Source organism: Neorhizobium lilium (assembly GCF_004053875.1).
Lineage (GTDB): Bacteria > Pseudomonadota > Alphaproteobacteria > Rhizobiales > Rhizobiaceae > Neorhizobium > Neorhizobium lilii.
In genome coordinates this window covers 979,164-1,003,847 of record NZ_SBIP01000002.1, presented here as the reverse complement: position 1 = coordinate 1,003,847, position 24,684 = coordinate 979,164, and the positions used below count along the sequence as shown (strand labels likewise).

At 61.7% G+C, this 24,684-nt stretch carries 21 protein-coding genes and 1 tRNA gene; 13 read left to right on the top strand and 9 right to left on the bottom strand.

Annotated features, from left to right (window positions below; genetic code table 11):
* The first annotated feature begins 19 nt into the window (after positions 1 to 19).
* Positions 20 to 1,843, top strand: a complete 1,824-nt coding sequence (locus tag EPK99_RS11040) for an ABC transporter ATP-binding protein/permease (protein ID WP_128443068.1) — start codon at positions 20 to 22, stop codon at positions 1,841 to 1,843.
* Entirely contained in the window at positions 1,840 to 2,559 is a 720-nt protein-coding gene (locus EPK99_RS11035; protein WP_128443067.1) for a DUF1003 domain-containing protein, read from the top strand. The genes EPK99_RS11040 and EPK99_RS11035 overlap by 4 nt, the downstream gene beginning before the upstream one ends.
* 29 nt (positions 2,560 to 2,588) lie before the next feature.
* On the opposite strand, the gene EPK99_RS11030 is transcribed toward EPK99_RS11035, so the two are convergent.
* From EPK99_RS11030 to EPK99_RS11020, 3 genes are all read right to left on the bottom strand, one after another.
* Entirely contained in the window at positions 2,589 to 2,972 is a 384-nt protein-coding gene (locus EPK99_RS11030) for a response regulator (RefSeq protein ID WP_128443066.1), read from the bottom strand.
* 13 nt (positions 2,973 to 2,985) lie between these two features.
* The gene (locus EPK99_RS11025) at positions 2,986 to 3,963 is read right to left on the bottom strand and encodes a sensor histidine kinase (RefSeq protein WP_128443065.1); all 978 of its coding nucleotides are present in this window, start codon (positions 3,961 to 3,963) and stop codon (positions 2,986 to 2,988) included.
* Between the two features lie 425 nt (positions 3,964 to 4,388).
* Positions 4,389 to 6,458, bottom strand: coding sequence for an ATP-dependent helicase (locus tag EPK99_RS11020; RefSeq protein ID WP_128443064.1), 2,070 nt, complete (start codon positions 6,456 to 6,458; stop codon positions 4,389 to 4,391).
* A gap of 157 nt (positions 6,459 to 6,615) precedes the next feature.
* Between EPK99_RS11020 and EPK99_RS11015 the strand changes: the two genes are divergently transcribed.
* The 4 genes from EPK99_RS11015 (at position 6,616) to EPK99_RS11000 (ending at position 10,568) form a co-directional block, all read left to right on the top strand.
* Entirely contained in the window at positions 6,616 to 7,632 is a 1,017-nt protein-coding gene (locus EPK99_RS11015; RefSeq protein ID WP_128443063.1) for an iron ABC transporter substrate-binding protein, read from the top strand.
* Between the two features lie 70 nt (positions 7,633 to 7,702).
* Positions 7,703 to 9,271 (top strand): ABC transporter permease, encoded by a 1,569-nt coding sequence (locus EPK99_RS11010; RefSeq protein WP_128443062.1) that lies wholly within the window; start codon positions 7,703 to 7,705, stop codon positions 9,269 to 9,271.
* Positions 9,268 to 10,302 (top strand): ABC transporter ATP-binding protein, encoded by a 1,035-nt coding sequence (locus EPK99_RS11005; RefSeq protein ID WP_128443061.1) that lies wholly within the window; start codon positions 9,268 to 9,270, stop codon positions 10,300 to 10,302. The genes EPK99_RS11010 and EPK99_RS11005 overlap by 4 nt, the downstream gene beginning before the upstream one ends.
* Before the next feature lie 92 nt (positions 10,303 to 10,394).
* A complete protein-coding gene (locus EPK99_RS11000) occupies positions 10,395 to 10,568 on the top strand; it encodes a DUF1328 domain-containing protein (RefSeq protein WP_128443060.1) in 174 nt (57 codons plus the stop codon).
* A 60-nt stretch (positions 10,569 to 10,628) separates the two neighbouring features.
* Here EPK99_RS11000 and EPK99_RS10995 read toward each other — a convergent pair whose 3' ends face one another.
* From EPK99_RS10995 to cpdR1, 3 genes are all read right to left on the bottom strand, one after another.
* A complete protein-coding gene (locus EPK99_RS10995) occupies positions 10,629 to 10,868 on the bottom strand; it encodes a hypothetical protein (protein WP_128443059.1) in 240 nt (79 codons plus the stop codon).
* Between the two features lie 348 nt (positions 10,869 to 11,216).
* Positions 11,217 to 11,291: transfer RNA gene (locus tag EPK99_RS10990), tRNA-Val, on the bottom strand.
* A gap of 105 nt (positions 11,292 to 11,396) precedes the next feature.
* Positions 11,397 to 11,759 carry a response regulator CpdR1 gene (gene cpdR1, locus EPK99_RS10985; RefSeq protein ID WP_128443058.1) on the bottom strand — a complete coding sequence of 121 codons (363 nt, stop codon included), beginning with the start codon at positions 11,757 to 11,759 and terminating at the stop codon, positions 11,397 to 11,399.
* 182 nt (positions 11,760 to 11,941) lie between these two features.
* On the opposite strand from cpdR1, the gene EPK99_RS10980 reads away from it, so the two are divergent.
* Entirely contained in the window at positions 11,942 to 12,829 is an 888-nt protein-coding gene (locus EPK99_RS10980) for an N-formylglutamate amidohydrolase (RefSeq protein WP_128443057.1), read from the top strand.
* A gap of 262 nt (positions 12,830 to 13,091) precedes the next feature.
* Positions 13,092 to 13,868: a histidinol-phosphatase gene (hisN, locus tag EPK99_RS10975; RefSeq protein ID WP_128443056.1), complete on the top strand. Its 777-nt coding sequence runs from the start codon at positions 13,092 to 13,094 to the stop codon at positions 13,866 to 13,868.
* A 7-nt stretch (positions 13,869 to 13,875) separates the two neighbouring features.
* Here hisN and EPK99_RS10970 read toward each other — a convergent pair whose 3' ends face one another.
* Positions 13,876 to 14,841: an alpha/beta fold hydrolase gene (locus EPK99_RS10970; protein WP_128443055.1), complete on the bottom strand. Its 966-nt coding sequence runs from the start codon at positions 14,839 to 14,841 to the stop codon at positions 13,876 to 13,878.
* A 385-nt stretch (positions 14,842 to 15,226) separates the two neighbouring features.
* Between EPK99_RS10970 and EPK99_RS10965 the strand changes: the two genes are divergently transcribed.
* The 3 genes from EPK99_RS10965 to mazF all read left to right on the top strand — a co-directional run bounded on the left by EPK99_RS10965 (position 15,227) and on the right by mazF (position 16,428).
* Positions 15,227 to 15,709, top strand: coding sequence for an Hsp20 family protein (locus EPK99_RS10965; protein ID WP_128443054.1), 483 nt, complete (start codon positions 15,227 to 15,229; stop codon positions 15,707 to 15,709).
* Between the two features lie 144 nt (positions 15,710 to 15,853).
* Positions 15,854 to 16,096, top strand: coding sequence for an AbrB/MazE/SpoVT family DNA-binding domain-containing protein (locus tag EPK99_RS10960; RefSeq protein WP_128443053.1), 243 nt, complete (start codon positions 15,854 to 15,856; stop codon positions 16,094 to 16,096).
* Positions 16,096 to 16,428, top strand: a complete 333-nt coding sequence (gene mazF, locus EPK99_RS10955; RefSeq protein ID WP_128443052.1) for an endoribonuclease MazF — start codon at positions 16,096 to 16,098, stop codon at positions 16,426 to 16,428. The genes EPK99_RS10960 and mazF overlap by 1 nt, the downstream gene beginning before the upstream one ends.
* A 30-nt stretch (positions 16,429 to 16,458) precedes the next feature.
* On the opposite strand, the gene EPK99_RS10950 is transcribed toward mazF, so the two are convergent.
* The gene (locus EPK99_RS10950; protein ID WP_128443051.1) at positions 16,459 to 17,457 is read right to left on the bottom strand and encodes a bile acid:sodium symporter family protein; all 999 of its coding nucleotides are present in this window, start codon (positions 17,455 to 17,457) and stop codon (positions 16,459 to 16,461) included.
* 85 nt (positions 17,458 to 17,542) lie between these two features.
* On the opposite strand from EPK99_RS10950, the gene EPK99_RS10945 reads away from it, so the two are divergent.
* Positions 17,543 to 18,397 carry a LysR substrate-binding domain-containing protein gene (locus tag EPK99_RS10945; RefSeq protein WP_128443050.1) on the top strand — a complete coding sequence of 285 codons (855 nt, stop codon included), beginning with the start codon at positions 17,543 to 17,545 and terminating at the stop codon, positions 18,395 to 18,397.
* A gap of 10 nt (positions 18,398 to 18,407) precedes the next feature.
* On the opposite strand, the gene EPK99_RS10940 is transcribed toward EPK99_RS10945, so the two are convergent.
* Positions 18,408 to 19,460 carry a threonine aldolase family protein gene (locus tag EPK99_RS10940; RefSeq protein ID WP_128443049.1) on the bottom strand — a complete coding sequence of 351 codons (1,053 nt, stop codon included), beginning with the start codon at positions 19,458 to 19,460 and terminating at the stop codon, positions 18,408 to 18,410.
* A gap of 472 nt (positions 19,461 to 19,932) precedes the next feature.
* Between EPK99_RS10940 and gltB the strand changes: the two genes are divergently transcribed.
* Entirely contained in the window at positions 19,933 to 24,666 is a 4,734-nt protein-coding gene (gene gltB, locus EPK99_RS10935; RefSeq protein WP_128443048.1) for a glutamate synthase large subunit, read from the top strand.
* Positions 24,667 to 24,684 lie beyond the last annotated feature (18 nt).

Genomic DNA, 24,684 nt, shown 5'->3' with positions numbered 1-24,684 from the left:
AGCAGTTGAAGGAGCAAAGATGACGCAGATTCCGGACGCGGCAGCGCAAGCCTACGAGCTTCCGCTATCCGGTCAGCTTCGGATGATGGTCGGCGCCTTCTGGGGATCGCGGGTGCGCAGCCGCGTGCTGGTGTTGATCGCGGCACTGCTGATCGTCATATTCGCCACCACCTACGCCACCTACCGGCTGAACCAATGGAACGGCCCCTTCTACGACGCGCTGGAGCGGCGCGACATGGGCGAATTCCTGCGCCAACTCGTGGTGTTCGGCGTGATCGCACTCGTGCTGACGCTGCTCAACGTCGTCCAGCAATGGCTGAACCAGATCACCGCGATGCGGATGCGGGAAGGCCTGGCGCGGGACCTGGCCGATGTTTGGCTAACGCCCGGCCGGGCGCTGAAGCTCGCCGCCGCGGGCCAGATCGCCAACAATCCCGACCAGCGGCTGCACGAGGATACCCGTATCCTTGCCGAAAACACGACCTCGCTGGCGATCGGCCTCGTCAATTCCACCATTCTGCTTGCAAGCTTCATCGGTGTGCTATGGGCAATCTCCACGGATTTCGCCTTCACCTTCGGTTCGCGCACCGTCGTCATTCCGGGCTACATGGTCTGGGCCAGCATCGCCTATGCGCTGCTCGGTTCGGTGCTCAGCAATGTCGTGGGTGCCCGGCTGCCGCGGCTCAACGCAGACCGTTACGCCCGCGAGGCGGACCTGCGCTCGTCGCTTGTGCGGGCCAATGAGAACCTCAAGCCGATCACGCTTGCGCGCGGCGAGGAAAGCGAGCGGCGGCGGGTGCATGCGGCGATCGACGCGGTGCTCGAAATGCTGCGCCAGACGGCATGGGCGCTCGCCAACCTCACCTGGGTTTCGGCGGGCTTCGGCTGGCTGGCGCTGGTGGCGCCGATCATCATCGCCTCACCCATGTATTTTTCCGGCCAGCTTTCGTTCGGCGGACTGATGATGGCGGTTGGGGCCTTCAATCAGGTAAACCAGGCACTGCGCTGGTATGTGGCGAATTTCAGCGTCATCGCCGACTGGCGGGCAACGCTGGCGCGCGTGTCGTTTTTCCGCAATGCCCTGCTGATGACGGATACGCCATCGGCGGAAGGAGAGATCATCAGCTACCGCCAGGGTAAAGCCGGTGAGGGGCTCTGCCTCGACAATGTCGAGGTTCATGGCGATTGGGAGGCGGGCGCTGCCGGTCACGGCATCAAGCTGGCCGAATCCTTCTGCCTGATCAATGCGGGCGAGCGGATCATGATCAACGGCGATCCTGGCACGGACCGCCACCTGTTCTTCCAGGCCGTTTCCGGGATCTGGCCCTGGGGCCGGGGCGAGATCAGCGTGCCGCTTGGCGAACGGATGATCATGATGCCGCAGGAAAGCTACCTGCCGACCGCGGCGCTGCGCGAGGTCATGACCTATCCGGCCGGCATACCGGACATTTCCGACGATGCCATGCGCGATGCCTTGACCCGTGTCGGCCTCGCCCGCCTGGCAAACCGGCTGGACACTGTGGAGCGTTGGGACCGGCTGCTGGACAAGGACGAGGAGGTTGCCCTACAGGTGGCCAATGCCGTGCTGCGCAAGCCCGACTGGCTGATCATGGACGATATTTTCGAGGGACTGGAGGCGGAAACGCAGACCCTGCTGATCGAAGTGCTGGGCGGGCTGTCCAACTCCACCCTGATTTATATCGGCCGCTCGGCGGAATTCTCCAAGGCGTTCTCCCCTCAGGTCTACCATGTCTCGCCGCTGCATCCCTCGGGGCAGGCGAATGAGCCTGACACCCGCGGCCAGCCGGAGCCGGCACAGACATCGAACGGGACTGCGACATGAGCAAGCATTCTTCTTCCGTTGCCAGGACCGGGCACTGCATCGTCTGCGGCCGGAGCTTCCCCTTGTCCAGGCTCCGCAAAGTCGACAGCCTGAGGCCGCGCCTTTTCGAGATGATCGCCGAAGAGGTGACGGACTGCACGGTCGAAAGCCTGATCTGCGACGAGGACCTGGGTCGCTACCGTCGCCGCTATGTGGAGAAGTTGCTGGAAGAGGAACGCGGCGAGCTTTCCACGCTCGACCAGAAAGTGCTCGACAGTTTCGAGAAGGGAACGCTGACCGTCCAGCAGAGCGCCGAGGTCGTGGTCGGTGTCAATCCGAGCTTCGGAGAACGGGTGGCCGACAAGGTCGCGTCCTTCGGCGGGTCCTGGACCTTCATCCTGACGTTCCTGGGCATTCTCATGGTCTGGATGGCGGTGAATGTTTCCGGCCTTCTGAGCGAGGCGTTCGATCCTTACCCCTTCATCCTGCTCAATCTGGTCCTGTCATGCGTTGCCGCCCTGCAGGCGCCGGTCATCATGATGAGCCAGAAGCGGCAGGAGGAGAAGGATCGCTTGCGGGGAGAGAACGACTACATGATCAACCTGCGTGCGGAACTGGAAATCCGCCAGTTGCACGAAAAGATCGACCACCAGATGGCCGGACAGTGGGAGCGGTTAGCCGAGCTGCAACAGATCCAGATCGAGCTTCTGGAGCGGCATGGCGAAAGGCGTCAATAAGCGACGGTCGGCCAAGGCTGCCGGGATCTTCAAGCCTGCAGGGCGCGGACGGTTTCAACCAGACGCTTCAGGTCTGTCGGCTTTCCGAGGTTCTCGATGCTTGAGAGCGCTTCATGGCGCGCGAGTTCGTCTGCGCCGCTGGCACTGGTCAGCACGAATGGCACGCCGAGAGACTTCAGGTGAAGGGCAACGGGCGTCACTTTTTCATGGCCGAGATTGAAGTCGAGAACGGCGGCATCCGGGCGCTCTTCATGCAAAAGATCAAGAGCGTGGTCCACCGAGCCTGCAGGTCCCAGCACCCGGAACCCGGCCTCCGTCAAAGCTGTCTTCACGTCCAGCGCTATGAAAAACTCATCTTCGACGACAAGGACGCATCCCGTGGGTCCCAACTCGTTGTCGGTAGCGTCGCTCATCAATGCTTATGCCTCACACTGGAAATTTGATGACGGCGTTTAAACCCTCTGGATGAAACTTAAGTTCCACCATTCCGCCTACATGGGCGCAGGTGGCCTGGATGAGTTCCGTGCCATAGCCTTTGTGTTCGGGCATGGTGACGGCAGGACCATTTTCCTCGCGCCACTCGCACCGGAGAAACACCCGCCCGCGCGGACCGTCTTCAAGCGACCATGTGACGTGAACTTCGCCGTCCTGGCCAGACAAGGCGCCGTACTTCGCCGCATTGGTGGCAAGTTCATGGAATATCATGCTGACTGGCATGATCCGGGAGTTGCTGAGTTGCACGGAAGGGCCTGTGCAATGGAAACGCTCGGCGCCAAGCGGGTTGACCGACTGCCTCAGCAGCGCTTCAAAATCCGCCGGGGTATTGCTGACGGAAATTTCCTGAGCCCGCAGAGTGACATCGAGCCTTCCGAGGAACGTGTCTCGGTAATCGGCCGCCGTACGACCCTTCGTCTCGGTTTGCATGGCGATGGAACGCACGACCGCAAACAGGTTCTTCATGCGGTGGCGGGTTTCGGAGACGATGAAATCCATTTCCGCATCGTGCCGCTGACGCTCGGTCACGTCTTCGAACAGAACCAGGATATTTGCACTGTTGTCATCCGGATGGACGAGGCGCCGCGCATCGACCAGGAAGGTACGCTGCCCGATCACGGGGAAGTCGTGCTTGACCTCATAGCCGATGACCGCGGCGGCCCTTGGGATGATGCCTCCAATGAGCTGCCGGAGCGACTCGATGTCCCACTGGCCATTGCCGAGTTCGAAAAAGACGCGACCCTGGATATCGTCGCGGTCCGCCTTGAAGGTCTTGATGAAGGCATTATTGGCCGTCACCACGCATAAGTTCTGATCAAGAACGATGATTGGCTGGGTTATCGTATCGACCACGCCCTGCGCCTGGACGTGACCGCTTCTGAGCAAGCGATAAAGGTCTTCCAACATCATCTGTGCGTTTTTCCCGGTGCGGAAGTCTCGCTTTTCAAGCTCGTTCTTCCACAATTCCCTTTGCGATTGTCAATTCCTGAGCCAACACATAGGGGAAGACAAAAGCTTTGACAGACCCGCCGCCGCGTTTTTCAATTCGCGTGCAGGAATCCACTATACCGGGCAGTCTATAAACTTGCGGTTGACGTCGCCGACACCCGGATCCGGGCCTCGGTACTTTCCGTCAGGCCGACATGCTCTTTATCGTCTTCGGCATGACAGGCGCGCCGGTATATTTCGTCTGTTCGTCTTGCTCTCCTTTGTCTTGCTCTCCTTTGTCTTGCCAGAGCGACGAACAGGATAACTATGCCAGAGTTCCCGGCACCCCGCCAATCGGTCACTTGCTTCTCATGTCGGGAGCGGCCGGTTCTGTTTTCGGGCTGCCGCTACCGCCACATGCCGCGCATGCGGGCTGTGACGTCGATGCGGACCTGCTGGCGGGCCTGACGCTCCGCATCCGACATGGCCGCAACCACCGGCCAGGCAGCCGTTTCGAAGAACTGCAGCAGGGTTGCGGGAATGAAGCGGCTACGCGCCGCATAGACATGCCGGTCGCCCTGCGAATATTGGCCGTGCACGAAGAAGCGCTGCGGGGTGATGAGGTGCAGATGATCGCGGGCGCGGGTCATGGCGACATAGAGCAACCGCCGCTCCTCCTCCAGTTCCGCCGTCGAGCCGGCGCCGAGATCGGACGGGATGCAGCCATCGACGCAATTGAGCAGGAAGACGGAACGCCATTCCTGACCCTTGGCCGAATGGATGGTCGAGAGGATCAGGTAGTCCTCGTCAAGCAGGGGTACGCCTGCCTCGGCGCTCGTGGCGTCCGGCGGATCGAGCGTCAGTTCGGTCAGGAAGCGTTCGCGGGAGGCATAGCCGGAGGCGATCTGTTCGAGCTGCAGAAGATCGGCCTTGCGCGTCTCGGCATCCTCGTGGATGCGTTCCAGATGCGGCTCGTACCATTGGCGGGCAAGCCCGATCTCAGCCGGCCAGCCCTCCTTCTTGCGGATGGCTTCCAGCATGTCCACGAAAGCGGGCCAGTCGTTGCCGGAGCGCGGTGGCGGCGGGATTTCCTGAAGGGCGGCAAGCGGTTCCGGATCTGCGCTGATGGCGTCGAGGATCTTAGCCGCCGTCTGCGGTCCGATACCGGGCAGAAGCTGCATCAGCCGGAAGCCTGCGACACGGTCGCGCGGGTTCTGGGCAAAGCGCAGGGCGGCCAGCATGTCCTTGACATGGGCGCTGTCGAGGAATTTCAGCCCGCCGAACTTGACGAAGGGGATGTTGCGGCGGGTAAGTTCCACCTCCAGCGGGCCGGAATGGTTGGAAGCGCGGAACAGCACGGCTTGCTGCTTCAGCGTCATGCCCGTTTCGCGGTTCTCCAGCACTTTCTCGACAATGTAGTTCGCCTGCTCGTTCTCGTCCTTGACGGTGACGAGGCGCGGGCGCTCCAGCGATTCCCGATCTGTCCAGAGGTTCTTGGTAAAACGCTCGCGCGCCAGGTCGATCACGCCATTGGCAGCCGCAAGGATGGTGGTGGTCGAGCGGTAGTTGCGGTCGAGCGTGACGATGCTGGCCGGTGGATTGAAGCTGGCGGGAAAATCGAGGATGTTGCGGATCGTCGCGGCCCGGAAGGAGTAGATGGACTGGGCATCGTCGCCGACCACCGTCAGCCCGCGGCCATTAGGCTTCATGCCCATGAGAATGGAGGACTGCAGCCGGTTGGTGTCCTGGTACTCGTCCACCATGACATGATCGAAGCGGCCGCCGACGTCTTCCGCAATTAGCGGCTCAGCCATCATCTGCGCCCAGTAGAGAAGCAGGTCGTCGTAATCGAGCACGTTCTGTGCCTGCTTGGCTTCCACGTACCCGGCGAACAGATCCCGCAACTGCTTGTCCCAGGCCTGGCACCAGGGAAACTGCGCCTTCAGCACCTCGTCGAGCGGCGCCTCCGAATTGACGGCGCGGGAATAGATGGCAAGGCAGGTGCCCTTGGTCGGGAACCGGCTTTCCATCTTCGAGAAGCCGAGCTCATGGCGCACGAGGTTCATCAGGTCGGCGGAATCCTCCCGGTCGTGGATGGTGAAATCCGGATCGAGCCCGATCTGCCCGGCATACATCCTGAGCAGCCGGGCGCCGATGCCGTGAAACGTGCCGGCCCAGGCGAGCGCATCGGTCATGACGCCGGCCTTGGCGCCCAGCACCTGTTTGCAGATTCGCTCGACGCGTCTTGCCATTTCCGAAGCGGCGCGGCGGGAAAAGGTCATCAGCAGGATGCGGCGCGGATCGGCACCCGAGACGATCAGATGCGCCACGCGGTGGGCAAGGGTGTTCGTCTTGCCGGAGCCGGCGCCTGCAATCACGAGAAGGGGACCGGCCGGACCACCGTCGGCGACTTCCGCGCCATGCGCCACAGCGCGTCGCTGGGCATCGTTAAGTTTCTCAAGATAGGCGATGCTCATGCGGATTCCGATTGCCCGTTCCCGGTGTGTTCAAATGAGCAATAGCTGATTCGCTGACCGGCCGCGCCCGTTCACGCATTTGAGATCGGGCTATAACTTGACTGATCTTGTCTTCTTTGTCTAAGAGGGCGTCATTCATTCTCATGCGGAGGCGATTTTGACGACTTCTTACGCTCTGGCTGCCGGTGCAGCCGTTCTCGGCTTTTCCGTTCTGGCATTTTCGACCTCTGCATCTGCGCAGGTGGCCGACAGCCTCACCATCTACAATGCCCAGCACGAAGCCTTGACCAAGGAATGGGCGAACGCCTTTACCGAGGAAACCGGCATCGTCGTGACGGTCCGCAACGGCTCCGACCTGGAATTCGCCAACCAGATCGTCCAGGAAGGCGCCAATTCGCCGGCCGATATCTTCCTGACCGAAAATTCCCCAGCCATGGCGCTGGTGGACGGCAAGGGCCTGTTCGAGCCTGTTGCCAAGGATACGCTGGAGCAGGTGCCGGAAGGTTTCCGCCCGGCCAATGGCCATTGGACCGGCGTTGCCGCCCGCTCCACCGTGTTTGCCTATGACAAGACCAAGCTGACCGAAGACAAGCTGCCGAAGTCGATGCTCGATCTCGCCAAGCCGGAATGGAAGGGCCGTTGGGCCGCATCGCCGTCCGGTGCCGATTTCCAGGCGATCGTCGGCGCCTTCCTGCAGCTCAAGGGCGAGGAAGCGACGGCCGAATGGCTGAAGGGCATGAAGACCAACTTCACCGCCTATCGCGGCAATTCCACCGCCATGAAGGCCGTCAATGCCGGACAGACCGAAGGCGCGCTGATCTATCACTACTACTATTTCGGCGATCAGGCGAAGACGGGTGAAAACAGCAAGAATGTCGCGCTGCATTACTTCAAGCATCAGGACCCGGGTGCCTTCGTGTCCATCTCGGGCGGCGGCATCCTCGCGTCTTCCAAGCACAAGGAGCAGGCCCAGGCCTTCCTCAAGTGGCTGACGGGCAAGGGCGGCCAGAAGGTTCTGCGCGACGGCACCTCGTTCGAATATGCCGTGGGCAAGGGCGAGGCTTCCAACAAGGCGCTGGTGCCGCTTGCCGACCTGCAGGCGCCCAAGGTCGAGCCGTCCACGCTCAACAACGCCAAGGTCACCGACATGATGACCGCAGCAGGCCTGCTCTAAAGGATCGATTCCTATTGCGCGGCGACATCGCAGGGGCTACCTGCGGTGTCTCACATTTGCCGAGTTCCGCATGAGTGCCACCACCGACACCAGGGTCCTGACTGCGCCGCGATACCGCCTGCCTGCCGCGTCGTCCTGGACGCTGACGATCGCAGTCGTGGTGGCGCTGCTGGCTCTGCTGCCGCTCGGCTTCGTGCTGTGGGCGGCATTTGCAACAGGCTGGGACACCGCCGTCCAGTTGATCTTTCGCGAGCGTGTCGGCGACCTGATGGTCGATACGATCCTGCTCGTTCTCCTGACCATCCCGATCTGCACGCTGCTATCCGTCACACTCGCCTGGCTGACGGAGCGGACGGACTTGCCCGGCGCACGGCTCTGGTCCTGGCTCTGCGTGGCGCCGCTTGCCGTGCCGGCCTTCGTGCACTCCTATGCCTGGGTGGGGTTCTGGCCCGGAATCCACGGGCTCGGTGCCGGCGTCGCGATCTCGGTGGTCGCCTATTTCCCGTTTCTCTACCTGCCGGTGTCGGCAGCCTTCCGTATGCTCGATCCGGCGCTCGAGGACCAGGCGGCATCGCTTGGCCTTGCGCCCTTCGCCGTCTTCCGCCGCGTCGTGCTACCGCAGCTGCGGCTGGCGATCTGCGGCGGCACGCTGCTGATCGGCCTGCATCTGCTTGCGGAATACGGCCTCTACGCCATGATCCGCTTCGATACGTTCACGACGGCCATTATCGACCAGTTCCAGTCCACCTATAACGGTGTCGCGGCTTACATGCTGGCGCTGGTGCTGGTGCTGTGTTGCTTCGTCCTGCTGGGCGTCGAGGCGGGCTTGCGGGGCAGCCGTCGCTATGCGCGGCTAGGTTCCGGCGTCGCCCGGCGCACCAGGGTGGCGCGGCTGGGGCGGTGGAAATATCCGCTGCTCATTCTTCCGCTCGTCACCGCCGCGTTTTCGCTGGGCATACCGGCGCTGACGCTTGGCCATTGGCTGGTGGCCGGTGGCGCCGCCATTTGGCGTATGGATGAAATCGGGCTTGCGCTCGGCCAGACGTTGGTGATCTGCCTGATCGGCGGGTTTGCGACGACGGCGGCGGCTGTGCCGATCGCCTGGCTTTCCGTGCGCCGCGCCAACCGGTCGAGCCGCTTCCTCGAAGGCTGTTACTATCTCGCAAGCTCCATGCCGGGCGTGGTGGTTGCCCTTGCTCTTGTGACGGTGACCGTGCGGGTTCTCCTGCCGTTCTACCAGACGCTGGCGACCATCGTGCTTGCCTATGTCATCATGTTCCTGCCGCGTGCGCTGGTAAGCCTGCGCGCCAGCATCGCGCAGGTGCCGGTGGAGCTCGAACAGGCGGCGGCAAGCCTTGGACGCTCGCCCGGCAATGCGCTCTGGTCCACCACAGTGAGACTGGCAGCGCCGGGTGCGGCGGCGGGCGTTGCGCTGTCGTCGCTCGGCATCATGAACGAGCTGACCGCCACGCAGATGCTGGCCCCGAACGGCACCCGGACGCTTGCCATGGCCTTCTGGGCGCTGAGCAGCGAGATCGACTATGCGGGCGCCGCACCCTATGCGGTGCTGATGGTGCTCTTTTCGCTGCCGCTCACCTGGCTGCTCCACCACCAATCGAAAAAGATTGCCGGGCGATGACGTTTCTCAAACTCAATTCCTTACGCAAACACTATGGCGCCGTTGCAGCGCTGGACGGCGTTGATCTTTCCGTGGCCCCCGGCAGCCGCTCCGCGATCGTCGGCCCTTCCGGCTGCGGCAAGACCACGCTTCTTCGGCTGATCGCCGGCTTCGACGTGCCCGAGGCCGGTACTATCCTGCTCGACGGAGAGGTGGTTGCCGACGCCCAGGGCCAGGTGCCGGCGCATCTGCGCAATATCGGCATCGTGGCGCAGGACGGCTGCCTGTTTCCGCATCTTACCGTTGCCGACAATATCGGTTTCGGCCTGAAGACGAGCCGGGAGGCGAAACAGGCGCGGGCCGCCGAGCTGATGGAGATGGTGGGGCTCGACAACGCCATGCTGTCGCGCAAGCCGGACCAGCTTTCGGGCGGCCAGCAGCAGCGCGTGGCGCTTGCCAGGGCGCTTGCCCGCAAGCCGCGGTTGATGCTGCTCGACGAGCCCTTTTCGGCGCTGGACACCGGCCTGAGGGCCGCCACGCGGAAATCCGTGGCGGACGTGCTGTCGGCGGCGGGCATCACCACGATCCTCGTCACCCACGACCAGCAGGAGGCCTTGGCCTTTGCCGACCAGCTGGCGGTGATGCGGGCGGGCAGGTTCGCCCAGGTGGGCGCTCCGCGGGACGTCTATGCCCGGCCGGTGGATGCCGCGACGGCCGCCTTTCTGGGTGAGGCGATCGTGCTGCCTGCAACGGTCAAAGCCGGTCAGGCGCAGAGCCCGCTTGGGCTTCTACCGGTCGATGAACGGGATTTCGAAGGGCAGGCGAGCATTCTGCTGCGGCCCGAGCAGATCTCGGTGGATCGGGCCGAGGGGCTGAAGGCCAATGGGACCGTGGGCGAGGTGGCGTTTGGCGGTTCCACCTGCGATACGCGGGTGACGCTGGACGGTGCGGGAGCATTTTCCTTCCGGCTCGACATTCCCAACCGGGACATGCTGCTGAAAGGGGATCGTATTGCGATCTCCGTCTCCGGCAAAGCGCATGTCTTCCGCTGAGACGGGCGCCTCAAACGGTCACGCGTCTGCCTTTGGAACTCTGGAACCTTTTTAGCGTTATCCGCCCATTCGACTATAAAGGGTAGATTTCCATGCTGAAGTGGGCTCTCATTTTCCTCGTTATTTCGCTGATCTCGGGCTTTCTCGGCTTCTCGGGCGTGTCCGCGGCCACGGCTTCGATTGCTAAGGTCCTGTTCTTCATCGCGATCGTGGTGTTCCTGATTTTCGTCGTGCTCGCTTTCGCAGCCGGCAACGCCATTCTCTAATGGATGCCACCCAGGCGGTCTCGGTGCGGTTTGCGCCGAGACTGCTACACTGTCGCGCCGTCAGCCTCGCGACGGATGCTTCTGGGCGAAAACCAGCATTTTCCAGACGACGGGACCGAGCACGGTGTGCTCATGATGGGTCTTGGGGATGGCAGCGCCCTTGTCGACGACGGTCTCGTCGCCACAGGTGGCGCAGCGGTAGATGCCGGCATTGCGCACCACCTGGCCGGGCTTCCAATCCTGATCGAACGCCCAGGACTTCGTCTCGCTCATATGGGTCGGATATTTGTACTGCGCCATTCCCGTCTCCGCGGTGTATGCGGCGCATCTTATGCCGGGAAAGTAACCAAATCGGTTGGGAATTGGGTGAACGAATTGGAACGCGGCAGCGTAACAATCGAGCTATCCTAAAGCCTTTGAAGGCGAGGGGCAGCCGACGTGGCCTCGTGGCAGCAACGTGACGTCAATCTGTCGCCCGACCCCGTTCTAAAGCTAACGGCGGTCGCACCCCTCGGTTACGCTTCTGACAGACCTGTCGATCCGCGTCCAGCTTTGCCGAAGCCGCACCGCGATTTCTCTCGAACGGCAATCGGAAACACACAACGAAAAAGGCCCTTCGATTTCTCGAAAGGCCTTTTTGGAACTGGATGGTGGGCGTAACAGGGATTGAACCTGTGACCCCTACGATGTCAACGTAGTGCTCTCCCGCTGAGCTATACGCCCATCCGATGGCGGCGCATAGACCATAGACTGGTCGGGCCGTCAACAGGTTTTTGCCGGGAAATTCCAAGCTTTTTCCAAAGCCTTGGATCTCCGGGCTCGGCGCCCTCAGGCAGCCAGAAGCTTGTTCACTTCGTCCACGAGATCGCGCAGGTGGAAGGGCTTGGAAAGCACCTTCGCATCCTTCGGGGCCTTCGAATCGGAGTTGAGTGCGACGGCGGCAAAGCCGGTGATGAACATGACCTTGAGATCGGGATCGAGTTCGGTCGCGCGGCGCGCCAGCTCGATCCCGTCCATTTCGGGCATGACGATGTCCGTCAGAAGCAGCGAGAAGGGCTCTTCACGCAGGCGGTCGTAGGCGCTGGCGCCATTGTCGAAGGAGATAACCTTGTACCCCGCTTTTTCCAGGGCTTTCACCAGGAAGCGGCGCATGTCGTTATCGTCTTCTGCGAGAAGAATTTTCTGGATCATCGTTCGGAGACCGTCATCCGTCTATTTGAAATGTCTGCATGGCCGTTCACACTGCCAAGACGGGGTAAATATCCGTTTAATGGGGTGGAAGCGACGTCGGAAGGATATACATAGTATGGACTTGGCTTCAGGCAACTGGCAACATGCCTGCTCCACAGACTTCGTGACATGGTAAAAGCAGGATGGATTCACCCACGGGCGATCTGGATCATTTCGAAGTTAGGGAGCCCGTAAAGCAAACCATCCCCTTCGTGTTCAATTCTCCGCATAGCGGCCGCCGCTATCCGCCCGAATTCCTGGCCAGCAGCAATCTCGATTCGATCGCCATTCGCCGCTCCGCCGACCACTATGTCGACGATATCTTCGCCGATGCCCCCGAACTTGGCGCTCCGCTGCTGAGGGCTCATTTTCCGCGCGCCTATCTGGATGTCAACCGGGAGCCCTACGAGCTCGATCCGCGCATGTTCGACGGTCCGCTTCCATCCTATGTCAATATCGGCTCGATGCGGGTCGCGGGCGGGCTTGGCACGATCCCCCGCATCGTAGCCGAGAACATGGAAATCTACCGGCGTCGGCTGCCGGTGGACGAAGCCCTTTTCCGGATCGAGACGATCTACAAGCCCTACCATGCCTGCCTGCGCAAATTGATCGCCGCCACCCACGCCCGCTTCGGGCTCTGCCTGCTGATCGACTGCCATTCCATGCCGGGTAATATCCGGCTGTCCGGATCGGACATGCGGCCCGACTTCATTATCGGGGATCGCTATGGCACCAGCGCTTCAGCCGAGCTGTCCCGCGCGGCGCTGCATATTCTCGACGGGATGGGGTTCACGGCCCTGCGCAACAAACCCTATGCGGGTGGCTTCATCACCGAGCATTACGGGCGGCCGGTGCGTGGACTGCATGCGCTGCAGATCGAAATCAACCGGTCACTTTACGTGGACGAGGTAACGCTCGCCAAGAAGCGGGAATTTCCGGCGATTGCCGCAGCACTTTCCACCTTCATGCGGCAGATGGCGGATTTCGTCGCCGACTTCAGCGGCAGCAACAGCGCGCTTGCTGCAGAGTAAGCCTCCGAAAAAGACAAAAAAAACCGCGCTTGTGGCGCGGCTAAGTCTAGGGAGGAAACACCCAAGGAGGGTATTACAGTCAGAGACTGTGATTAAGAAGCTAAGGGTTTATGCTCAATTGTCAAGCATCTTTCTTTGCTGATTAAATTTGCATCGTTTTTAATCGCTATGGTGAGATTTTCGTCACCTCGATGGCGCCGGTCCCGGTTCCTTTCTGAAGCGGCAAGGGGTAGAAGATGCTTCCTGCCATGAGGAAACCGCCATGCTCCCCGACCGCTTCTTCTTCGATGCGCTTGCCGATGCTGCCAAGGCCGAGACGCTGCCGCGATTCCGTACCGGGCTTTCTGTGGTCAACAAGATCGAGGGCGGATTCGACCCGGTCACGGAAGGCGACCGCGCGGCGGAAACCGCCATTCGAGCACTGATCGAAGAGAGATTTCCGGATCATGGCATCCTGGGGGAGGAGCACGAGAATATCGGCCTCGACCGGGAGCATATCTGGGTGATCGACCCGATCGACGGTACGCGGGCTTTCATTTCCGGCCTGCCGGTCTGGGGTACGCTGATCGGCTTCCAGTCCAACGGCCGCGCGACAATGGGCCTCATGGACCAGCCTTTCATCGGCGAGCGCTATTTCGCTGACGGCGAGCGGTCCTGGTATGCAGGGCCGGACGGTGAGCGGCAGATCCAGGTGCGCGATTGCGGCAGCCTTTCCGATGCTATCCTGTTCACCACATCGCCTCACATTTTCACGGGAGAGGCTGCCAACCGCTACAGGGCGGTGGAGGGCCGTGTTCAGCTTTTCCGCTATGGCTGCGATTGCTATGCCTATGCGCTGCTGGCGTCAGGGCATGTGGATCTGGTGGTCGAGAGCAGCCTGAAGCCTTACGATATCGGCGCGCTTATTCCGCTTATCGAGCAGGCGGGCGGCGTCATCACCACCTGGGATGGCGGCCGGCCGGAACAAGGCGGCAATATCGTTGCCGCAGGCTCGCCAACCGTTCATGCTCAGGCGTTGGCGCTGTTGTCCGGCTTGTAAGCCAGGTTCAGGCCGCAGTTTCGGAGAGGTCGAGACCGCCGTCCAGCCCAGGCATGAAGGCTTCGATGGCGGCCAGCGCCTGGGCGCGGTAGATATCGCGTTCCTGCAGCAGTTCATGCCGTCCGCCATTGATGGTGACAAGCTGACCGGCGCGGAAATTGCGCGAAAGTTCCTCCTGCGCCGCATAAGGCACGATGCCGTCGAGCACGGGCGCCAGAATAAGCGTCGGTATGGTGATCCGGGTGAGATGAGCCTGGGAGGTGACGCGCCGTGCCGCCTTGAAGGTTTCGTGCAGCCAGCGCGCAGTGGGTGCTCCAATCTCCAGATCAGGTCGGGCGGTGATTATCTGCGCATTGCGCCGGTAGCGCTCCGGGTCCGAGGTGAGGGGATTGCCTTCGAAGCCTCTCTGGCTCTGGTCCTTGCCGAGCGCCAGGCCACCCAGTCCCGTCCAGCTGAGAGACCGGGCTATGGTGCGGATCGTCCCTTCCGAGAAGGCCTGGCCGGTCAAACCGATATAGGGCGCGGACAAGGCCATGCGGCTGATGCGGTTCGAGAGACGAGGTGCGGCGGAGAGTGCGATCAGCCCGCCGGTGGAATGGCCAAGCAGGAAGAAGGGCAGGCGCGCATCCGGCAGGACGACCTGCTCCAGGAAGATCTCCAGATCCCGCTCATAGTCGCTGAAGCGGCGCACATGACCCTTGCGCGCATTTTTCGCCACTCGGTCCGATCCGCCCTGGCCCCGCAGGTCGTAGGTTGCGACCCACAGGCCGATCGCATTCAGGTCGCGGATCGTCTCGAAATATTTCTCGATGGATTCGTTGCGGCCTGGAACGATGACCATCGTGCCGATTGCGGGCGTCCGTTCCGAACGGAAAAGCCCGTAGCGGATCCGCGTGCCGCGATGTCCCGTGAAGTAGCCGGCGGTATAATTGGCAGGCGCGGGATTTTCGGGAGTAATGTGGAGAATGTCCATGGGGGAGCCACCGTGTCGTTCAGCCTGCCAAGCACACGGCAAGCGCTGCCTTCCGTCAAGGAAAAAAGGCCGGAACCACAATGTGCGGCTCCGGCCAAGGCATGGACCGAAGCGAAGGGACGAATGGACGCTTCGGCCGCGGAGGCAGTCTGCCTTCCAGTTCCGCCGGTATAGGGTGCTGCGGGTGAACCGAGACCGAACTGGGTATTCACTTGTCGTTCAGCCCGCCGCCAAGGCTCGAAAAGGGTCTTGAAGGCGAATTCGGCAATCCCCATCTTGATGCTGCGGGCGCCGATGAGGGCCTGCGAAACCGGGGTTCCGCATCGCCAGAACGGGAGCGGAGCCGCAACTGAAAACCGCAACGTCGCTTCCCAAGGAGGACATTATGCGTCACGTCGATTTTTCGCCCCTCTACCGCTCCACGGTCGGTTTCGACCGCCTCTTCAACCTGCTCGACAATCGTGGGATTGCCGATCAGACGCCGAGCTATCCGCCCTACAATATCGAGCGGACCGGCGATAACACCTATCGCATCACCATGGCCGTCGCCGGTTTCGACGAAAAGGAACTCTCGCTCGAAGCGCATGCCCATGTGCTGACCGTGAAGGGCGAAAAGGCCGAGGCCCCCAGCGTCGGCGAGAGCGAGTATCTCTATCGCGGTATCGCCACGCGCGCTTTCGAACGCCGCTTCCAGCTCGCCGACCATGTTGAAGTCCAGTCCGCTTCGCTCAAGAACGGCCTGCTCCACATAGACCTTCTCCGGAATATTCCGGAAGCCATGAAGCCCCGTCGCATTGCCATCGCTGCCGAAGCCGGTGACGAAGGAAAGACGATCGAAGCTCAGGTCGCCCCGCAGCAGATCAACTAAAGCCCTCGACCCCAAAACCTCCAAGTCAAGGATCGAATGCCGGACGCCTCTTCCCCTCACCGGGGAGGGGCGTTTTTTTGTTGTTCACTCAGCGGGCTGTGGCATGGTATGTAGAGACAATGTATCTACGGTAGAGGTCATCTCATGCGCGTCGTTATCAGGAAGTGGGGTAACAGCGCTTCGGTCCGCATCCCCTCCGCGGTCATGGCTGCGGCTCGTCTCGATATAGATGCTGTGGTCGATGTGTCTGAAGAGGACGGCAAGATCATCATCGAGCCCTTGCGCAAACCATCGGTCGATCTGAATGCCCTGATCGCCCGAATGACCCCGGAGAACCTTCACGAAGAAGCCGATTTCGGAGAACCGCAGGGCAAGGAAGCGCTTTGATGGCACCCTATGTGCCGGATGCTGGCGACATTGTTTGGCTGGAGTTTTCGCCGCAGGCGGGGCATGAGCAAGTGGGGCGGCGGCCTGCAGTGGTGCTCAGTCCAGCCAGCTACAACCGTTTTGGGCTGATGTTGTGCTGCCCGATGACGACCCGAAGGAAGGGTTACCCGTTCGAGGTCGCGATTGCTGACGAGAAGGAGAGCATCGTGCTCGCCGACCAAGTTAAAAGCCTCGACTGGAAGATCCGCAAGGCGCAGTTGCGGAGCAAGGTTTCGGAGACGGAGCTGTCGGAGATCCGGGCCATGGCTGCCGCCCTGATCGGCGCGCCCTGACCCATTCTAAGGATTGACCCTAACGCGCTCTCACGCCACTGCGGGCTCGGCTGCCGCCAGTTTCTCTTGTCGGCGCTGGGCGTATCTCTGGGCGATTACGGCGCAGGTCATCAGCTGGATCTGATGGAAGAGCATTATCGGCAGAACGATGGCGCCCACCGAAGCCGACTGCCCGGAGAAGATGGCGTTGGCCATGGGAACGCCGCTTGCCAGCGACTTCTTGGAGCCGCAGAAGGTGATGGTGATCTCGTCTTCCTTTGAGAAGCCAAGCGCACGGCTGCCGAACATGGTGATGCCAAGAACGGTTGCCAGGAGCGCCATGTCGAGCAGGATGACGGTGCCGATGTCGGCAAGCGAGAAGGTGTGCCACAGGCCTTCCATGACGGCTTCCGAAAAGGCCGAATAGACCACCATCAGGATCGAGCCGCGATCGACCGGCATCAGAAGCGTCTTGCGGGCGCGGATCCAGTTGCCGATCCACGGCTGAAGGAGCTGCCCCAGCAGGAAGGGGGCCAGAAGCTGCAGTGCGATTTTCTCGACCGCATCCAGCGAAACTCCATCGCCACCGGTCGTGGAGAGCAGCAGGCCCGCCAGCAATGGCGTCAGGAACATGCCGAAGAGGTTGGAGCCGGATGCCGATACGATGGCCGCCGGCACATTGCCGCCTGCCATGGAGGTGAAGGCGATGGACGACTGGACCGTTGAGGGCAGTACGCAGAGGAACAGGATGCCCATGTAGAGCGGTGCGGGAAGGATGCTTTCTGGGATGAAACCAATCGCCAGGCCAAGCAGCGGGAAGATCGCAAAGGTCGTCAGCAGAATGGTCAGGTGCAGGCGCCAGTGCAGCATGCCGGCGATCACCACGTCACGCGACAGGCGGGCGCCATGCAGGAAAAAGAGCAGCCCGATGGCGATGTTGGTCGCGATGCCGAACCACTCGGCCCACTGGCCGTGGACGGGCAATACTGACGCCAGGATAACCGTGCAGACCAGCATGATCGTGAAACGATCAGGAAGAAAACGCGTCATGATGTCATTCCTTTTGAGGCTTTACGCATCGCTTATCATAGGACAGAATGCAAACACTAACAGTTATCCGGAAACGTGATTACCCATGCTCAATCTGCAGCATCTCAACAGCTTTCTGACACTGCAACAAACCGGCAGTTTTACCGATGCTGCGGCACGGCTCGGGCTTGGACAATCTACGGTTACGCAACACATTCAACGGCTGGAGAAGTCGCTCGGACGGCGCTTAGTGGCGCGGGACACCCACCAGGTGCGGCTGACGACGGATGGCGAGGCGCTGCTCGGCTATGCCCAGAGCATGCTGGACCTCGACGGCAAGGTTGCGGCACTTTTCGGCGAGAGCCGGTTGCGAGGCCGGCTCAAGCTTGGTGTTTCCGAAGATGTGGTCGCCAACCGCCTGACGGAGATCCTGGAGGATTTCATCCGGCTGCATCCGCTCGTGGATCTCGAACTCACGGTCGCCCTGAGCGCGGTCCTCTACCAGATGCAGGATGTCGGCGATCTTGACCTCGTTCTCGCCAAACGTCATGTCGGCGAGACTCAGGGTCGGCTGTTGTATCGGGAACCGCTGGTCTGGCTGGCGCGTGATCCGGCTTTCATCCTGTCGCGGAGCGAGGCCCTGCCGCTGATCGCCTTCCCGCATCCGTCGATCACGCGGCGAGTGGCGCAGGAGGCGCTCGACGGAGCGAAAGTGCCGTGGCGGATCGTCTGCACCTGCGGCAGCCTGAGCGGGCTGACGGCTGCGGCGCGGGCCGGAATGGGGGTCATGGTTCAGCCGCGCAGCATGGTGCCGGAGGGGCTGAGGGAAATTCCGGCCGACCGGCTGCCGGTTCTGGAAGACGTGGAATTCGTGCTGGTATCGAGGCGCAGCGCCGATGCGGCCATGGTCGATGCGCTGTCCAGCCTGATCGCAGCACGGATGGTGCCGCAATCAGGCTGAGGGGACACGATCAGGCGGCGCCGCAGATCGACAGGAACTGGTCCACATCCTCTTGCGTGGTGGCAAAGCTGGTGACGAGCCGGATCAGGATCTCGTCGCTGCCGACCAGGTCTTTCATGGCGTAGGGAACGGGCCAGTCGTAGAAGGCGGAGCCCTTGGCGCGGGCGGCTTCGGCCGAGGCACGGCTGAGCACAGCGAAGACTTCGTTGGATGTCGTATCCCAGGCCAGGCGCGCGCTGTTCAACGCGCCGATACCGGCCCGCAGGCGGCTCGCCATGGCATTGGCGTGATCTGCGAGGTTAAGCCAGAGGCCGTCCTGCAGATAGGCTTCGAACTGGGCGGAGATGAAGCGCGTCTTCGAGAAAAGCTGGGCCGAGCGTTTGCGGATGTAGCCGAAATCCTTCGCAAGGTCCGGATTGAAGAAGACGATCGCTTCGGCGCACCAGCAGCCGTTTTTGGTGCCGCCGAAGGACAGAACATCGACGCCGCGTTTCCAGGTCATTTCGGCGGGCGTGGTGCCGAGTGCCACGAGCGCATTGGCAAAGCGTGCGCCATCCATGTGGACCGGCAGAGCGTGTTCTCGGGCAATCGCCGTCACGGCTTCGATCTCCTCCAGCGAGTAGACGGTGCCGGTTTCGGTCGCCTGGGTCAGCGTCACCGCAGCGGCACGGCCATGATGCAATGCGTCCTGTGGGAAACCGGCCATCCGGTGTTTCAGTTTTGCCGGGTCGATCTTGCCTCCGGCGCCTTCGACGTCCACCATGCGCATGCCGCTGAAGAAGTCGGGCGCGCCGCATTCGTCCTCGATCACGTGAGCTTCCGAATGGGCGAAGACAACCCCGCCGACCCGTGCAATGCTGGCGAGTGAAAGCGAATTCGCCGCCGTACCCGTGGACACGAAGTAGACGGAGACATCCTTCTCGAAGATTTCGTTGAAGCGGGCTTCGACCGCCTTGTCGAGTTCGCTATTGCCATAGGCCGCCGCAAAGCGGGTGGATTCCTTGGAAAGACGATCGTTGATGGCGGCATGGGCGCCGGCCCAGTTGTCGGAAGCGAAGAACATTGAGGCACCTTGGTGATGGAAGCTTGGGAGGCTGGCGGAGATTAGAAGTTTTGGCGCGCCGTTCAACCGGAAAGGCGAGTTGACGCCGTGGTCTTGTCCGCTCCGCAATCAAACGAACAATGTTTGCCTGTCGCTGTAACAAAGTTGCGCCTGATGGGCTGCAGACGTAATTCGCTGTCGCATAGGATCATGTTTTTATGTTCCAGCTCTTGTGATGTTCCACGATCTATGTCATAGGAATTCAAGAACTAGGTCAGTATGACTGTCCTAAATCGCGGTTGGTGGCTCCAGTTAGGCAGCGTCTGCACCGACGGCGGCTCCGAACTGGTTCATGCCGACTGTTACATGTGGCAGGTTTGGGTCGCACGAAAGCAATGCTTGACTATACCGGACGACGCATTGTCATCCGCAGGAAATGAACGACAGCCACCTTACCGTCTTCAGGATGAAGCGGCCACCAGGAGGAATGACGATGACGAAGATGATCCCCGATATGGCTGGCAAGGCCCCCGGTGCCGATGCGGCCATCTCTTCCGGGACGCCATCCAGCGTTCCCTTCGTCGCGTCGGGTATTCCGGCTGCGCAGGGTCTTTATGATCCGCGCAACGAGCACGATGCCTGCGGCGTCGGCTTCATCGCGCATATGAAGGGCAAGAAGTCGCACCAGATCGTCAAGGACGGCCTGTTCATCCTTGAAAACCTGACACATCGCGGCGCCGTCGGTGCCGACCCGCTGATGGGCGACGGTGCCGGCATTCTGGTGCAGATCCCCGACCGCTTCTTCCGCGAGGAAATGGCAAAGCAGGGAATAACCCTGCCGAAGGCGGGCGAATATGCCGTGGGACATTTTTTCCTGCCGCGCGACCCGGAGCAGATCGAGCACTTCAAGCAAGTCATCATCGACACGACCGCCGAAGAGGGGCAGCAGTTCATCGGTTTCCGTGAAGTGCCGGTCGACAATTCCTCGCTGTCCAAGGCGCCGGATATCGCCGCGACAGAACCCTATCACCTGCAGGTCTTCATCGGCGCCGGCCGCGACGCTGCGACGAACCTGGAATTCGAGCGCAAGCTCTTCCTGGTGCGCAAGGTGATCTCCAACCGCATCTACGACCAGTTCGGTGGCCAGGAAACCGGCTTCTATCCGGTTTCGCTGTCGTCCTCGACCATCGTCTACAAGGGCATGTTCCTGGCCTACCAGGTCGGCGCCTACTACAAGGACTTGTCCGACCCGCGGTTCGAGACGGCGGTGGCGCTTGTCCACCAGCGCTTCTCCACCAACACCTTCCCGTCATGGAAGCTGGCGCATCCCTACCGCATGGTTGCCCATAACGGCGAAATCAACACGCTGCGCGGCAACGTCAACTGGATGGCGGCGCGGCAGGCGTCCGTGTCTTCGCCACTGTTCGGCGAGGACATCTCCAAGCTCTGGCCGATTTCCTACGAGGGCCAGTCGGATACGGCCTGTTTCGATAACGCTTTGGAATTCCTGACGCGCGGCGGCTATTCGCTGGCGCATGCCATGATGATGCTGATCCCTGAAGCATGGGCCGGCAACCAGTCCATGTCGAAGGAGCGCAAGGCGTTCTACGAATACCATGCGGCCCTGATGGAGCCCTGGGACGGACCAGCTGCGGTCTGTTTCACCGACGGCCGCCAGATCGGCGCAACGCTCGACCGCAACGGCCTGCGTCCGGCCCGCTACCTCGTGACGGACGACGATCGCGTCATCCTGGCGTCCGAAGCGGGCGTTCTGCCGGTTCCTGAAGAGAGCATCATCAAGAAGTGGCGCCTGCAGCCGGGCAAGATGCTGCTGCTCGACATGGAAAAGGGCCAGATCATCTCGGATGACGAGCTGAAGTCGCAGCTCGCGACCACGCATCCCTATGGAAAGTGGCTGGACCGTACCCAGCTTATCCTCGAAGAACTGAAGCCGGTGGAGCCGCGGGCGCTGCGCCGCGATGTGTCGCTGCTCGATCGCCAGCAGGCCTTCGGCTATACCAGCGAAGACACCCGTATCCTGATGTCGCCGATGGCGACGACGGGCCAGGAAGCCATCGGCTCCATGGGCACGGATACGCCGATCTCCGCCATGTCGCTGAAGTCGAAGCTGCTCTACACCTATTTCAAGCAGAACTTCGCGCAGGTCACCAACCCGCCGATCGACCCGATCCGTGAAGAGCTCGTCATGAGCCTCGTGTCCTTCATCGGACCGCGCCCGAACATTCTCGATCACGAGGGTGCTGCGCATGCCAAGCGTCTGGAAGTGCGCCAGCCGATCCTGACCAATGGCGATCTGGAAAAGATCCGTTCGATCGGCCATACGGAAGACCGGTTCGACACCAAGACGCTCGATTTCACCTATGACATGGAGCGTGGCGCCGAAGGCATGCCGGAAATGCTCGACCGGCTCTGCGAGCGCGCGGAAGCGGCGGTCAAGGGTGGCTACAACATCATCGTGCTGTCCGACCGCCAGATCGGGCCGGACCGTATCGCGATCCCGGCGCTGCTGGCGACGGCTGCCGTCCATCACCACCTCATCCGCAAGGGGCTGCGCACTTCGGTTGGCCTCGTCGTCGAATCGGGCGAGCCGCGCGAAATCCACCATTTCTGCTGTCTCGCCGGTTACGGCGCCGAGGCGATCAATCCTTACCTTGCCTTCGACACGCTGACCGACATGCACATGCGCGGCGAGTTCCCCAAGGAAGTGGATTCCCAGGAGATCGTCACCCGCTACATCAAGGCCGTCGGTAAGGGCATTCTCAAGGTCATGTCCAAGATGGGCATTTCCACCTACCAGTCCTATTGCGGCGCTCAGATCTTCGACGCGATCGGTCTGAATTCGCAGCTGGTGGAAAAGTACTTCTTCGGCACCGCCACCTCGATCGAGGGGATCGGCCTCGAAGAAATCGCGCAGGAAACCGTGGCTCGCCACCATGCCGCCTTCGGCAAGGACCCGGTTCTGGCGACCACGCTCGATATCGGCGGCGAATATGCCTATCGCATGCGTGGCGAAAGCCATGCCTGGACGCCGGATGCGGTCGCGACGCTGCAGCATGCCGTGCGCGGCAACTCCGAAGAGCGTTACCGCGAATTCGCGCAGATGGTGAACGAGACCGCGCTGCGGATGAACACCATTCGCGGCTTGTTCAAGATCAAGACGGCCGAAGCGCTGGGTCGCCAGCCGATTTCGGTAGACGAGGTCGAATCCGCAGCCGATATCGTCAAGCGCTTCTCGACGGGGGCCATGTCCTTCGGATCGATCAGCCGCGAGGCGCATACGACGCTGGCGATCGCCATGAACCGGATCGGCGGCAAGTCGAACACCGGCGAGGGCGGCGAAGAGAGCGACCGCTACCTGCCGCTGCCGAACGGCAGCCAGAACCCGGAACGGTCGGCGATCAAGCAGATCGCTTCGGGCCGCTTCGGCGTGACGACGGAATACCTGGTCAATGCAGACATGCTGCAGATCAAGGTGGCGCAGGGTGCCAAGCCCGGCGAGGGCGGCCAGCTGCCTGGTCACAAGGTGGATGCGACGGTCGCCAAGACCCGCCATTCGACGCCGGGCGTCGGTCTCATTTCGCCGCCGCCGCATCACGACATCTATTCGATCGAAGATCTGGCACAGCTGATCTTCGACCTGAAGAACGTCAACCCGACCTCCGACATCTCCGTCAAGCTCGTCTCGGAAGTGGGGGTCGGCACGGTTGCGGCCGGCGTTGCCAAGGCGCGCGCCGACCACATCACGGTTGCGGGTTTCGACGGCGGCACCGGCGCTTCGCCGCTGACCTCGCTGAAGCATGCGGGCTCCCCTTGGGAAATCGGGCTTGCCGAAACCCAGCAGACGCTGGTGCTGAACGGGCTTCGCTCGCGCATCGCGCTGCAGGTGGATGGCGGGCTGAAGACCGGCCGCGACGTCATCATCGGGGCGTTGCTGGGTGCAGACGAATTCGGCTTCGCGACGGCTCCGGTCATCGCCGCCGGCTGCATCATGATGCGCAAGTGCCATCTCAACACCTGTCCGGTCGGCGTCGCCACGCAGGATCCGGTGCTGCGCAAGCGCTTCAAGGGCACGCCCGAACACGTCATCAACTACTTCTTCTTCGTGGCCGAGGAAGTGCGTGAAATCCTGGCATCGCTTGGCTTCACCAGGTTCGACGACATTATCGGCCTGTCCGAACTTCTGGAAAAGGACGAGATGATCGCGCACTGGAAGTCCAGAGGCCTCGATTTCTCGAAGATCTTCCACAAGGTGGAGGCTCCCAAGGAAGCGACATACTGGACGACCCGCCAGAAGCATCCGATCGACGACGTGCTGGACCGCAGGCTGATCGAGAAGTCGATGCCGGCGCTGGAAAGCAAGGAGCCGGTGGTCTTCGAAGTGCCGATCAAGAACGTCGATCGGTCTGCTGGCGCCATGCTGTCGGGCGCGCTTGCCAAGCGCTGGGGCCACAAGGGCCTCAAGGACGATACGATCCACGTCACCCTTCGCGGCACGGCCGGCCAGAGCTTCGGTGCGTTTCTGGCGCGGGGCATCACCTTCGATCTGGTGGGCGACGGTAACGACTATGTCGGCAAGGGCCTGTCGGGTGGCCGCATCATCGTGCGTCCGCCGGAGAACTCGCGCATCGTCGCAGAGCATTCGATCATCGTCGGCAATACGGTGCTTTACGGCGCCATCACCGGGGAATGCTATTTCCGCGGCGTGGCAGGCGAGCGCTTCGCGGTCCGCAATTCGGGCGCGATCGCCGTCGTCGAAGGCGTGGGCGACCACGGCTGCGAATACATGACGGGCGGCATCGTGGTGGTGCTGGGCGAGACGGGCCGCAACTTCGCGGCCGGCATGTCGGGCGGTGTCGCCTATGTGCTTGACGAGAGCGGGGATTTCGCCAAGCGCTGCAACATGGCCATGGTCGAGCTGGAGCCGGTTCCAGAGGAGGACGACATGCTGGAGAAGCTGCACCATCACGGCGGCGACCTCATGCACAAGGGCCGCGTGGACGTTTCTGAGGATATGACGCGTCACGACGAGGAGCGCCTCTACCAGATGATCTCGAACCATCTCCACTATACGGGTTCTACCCGCGCCAAGGAGATCCTGGATCGCTGGAGCGAATACCGGCCGAAATTCCGCAAGGTCATGCCGGTGGAATACCGCCGTGCCCTGGTGGAGATGGAACGGATGCGCATGGGCGTGGCTGCGGAGTGAGCCGGCGCGGCAGGTAAA

Coding starts and splice junctions, on each gene's coding strand:
- mazF (WP_128443052.1), top strand. CDS start 16,096: ATGGCACCCTATGTGCCGGATGCTGGCGACATTGTTTGGCTGGAGTTT.
- EPK99_RS11035 (WP_128443067.1), top strand. CDS start 1,840: ATGAGCAAGCATTCTTCTTCCGTTGCCAGGACCGGGCACTGCATCGTC.
- EPK99_RS11030 (WP_128443066.1), bottom strand. CDS start 2,972: ATGAGCGACGCTACCGACAACGAGTTGGGACCCACGGGATGCGTCCTT.
- EPK99_RS11000 (WP_128443060.1), top strand. CDS start 10,395: ATGCTGAAGTGGGCTCTCATTTTCCTCGTTATTTCGCTGATCTCGGGC.
- EPK99_RS11010 (WP_128443062.1), top strand. CDS start 7,703: ATGAGTGCCACCACCGACACCAGGGTCCTGACTGCGCCGCGATACCGC.
- EPK99_RS10995 (WP_128443059.1), bottom strand. CDS start 10,868: ATGGCGCAGTACAAATATCCGACCCATATGAGCGAGACGAAGTCCTGG.
- hisN (WP_128443056.1), top strand. CDS start 13,092: ATGCTCCCCGACCGCTTCTTCTTCGATGCGCTTGCCGATGCTGCCAAG.
- cpdR1 (WP_128443058.1), bottom strand. CDS start 11,759: ATGATCCAGAAAATTCTTCTCGCAGAAGACGATAACGACATGCGCCGC.
- EPK99_RS11025 (WP_128443065.1), bottom strand. CDS start 3,963: ATGATGTTGGAAGACCTTTATCGCTTGCTCAGAAGCGGTCACGTCCAG.
- EPK99_RS10970 (WP_128443055.1), bottom strand. CDS start 14,841: ATGGACATTCTCCACATTACTCCCGAAAATCCCGCGCCTGCCAATTAT.
- EPK99_RS11005 (WP_128443061.1), top strand. CDS start 9,268: ATGACGTTTCTCAAACTCAATTCCTTACGCAAACACTATGGCGCCGTT.
- EPK99_RS11020 (WP_128443064.1), bottom strand. CDS start 6,458: ATGAGCATCGCCTATCTTGAGAAACTTAACGATGCCCAGCGACGCGCT.
- EPK99_RS10965 (WP_128443054.1), top strand. CDS start 15,227: ATGCGTCACGTCGATTTTTCGCCCCTCTACCGCTCCACGGTCGGTTTC.
- EPK99_RS10945 (WP_128443050.1), top strand. CDS start 17,543: ATGCTCAATCTGCAGCATCTCAACAGCTTTCTGACACTGCAACAAACC.
- gltB (WP_128443048.1), top strand. CDS start 19,933: ATGACGAAGATGATCCCCGATATGGCTGGCAAGGCCCCCGGTGCCGAT.
- EPK99_RS10960 (WP_128443053.1), top strand. CDS start 15,854: ATGCGCGTCGTTATCAGGAAGTGGGGTAACAGCGCTTCGGTCCGCATC.
- EPK99_RS10940 (WP_128443049.1), bottom strand. CDS start 19,460: ATGTTCTTCGCTTCCGACAACTGGGCCGGCGCCCATGCCGCCATCAAC.
- EPK99_RS11040 (WP_128443068.1), top strand. CDS start 20: ATGACGCAGATTCCGGACGCGGCAGCGCAAGCCTACGAGCTTCCGCTA.
- EPK99_RS10980 (WP_128443057.1), top strand. CDS start 11,942: ATGGATTCACCCACGGGCGATCTGGATCATTTCGAAGTTAGGGAGCCC.
- EPK99_RS10950 (WP_128443051.1), bottom strand. CDS start 17,457: ATGACGCGTTTTCTTCCTGATCGTTTCACGATCATGCTGGTCTGCACG.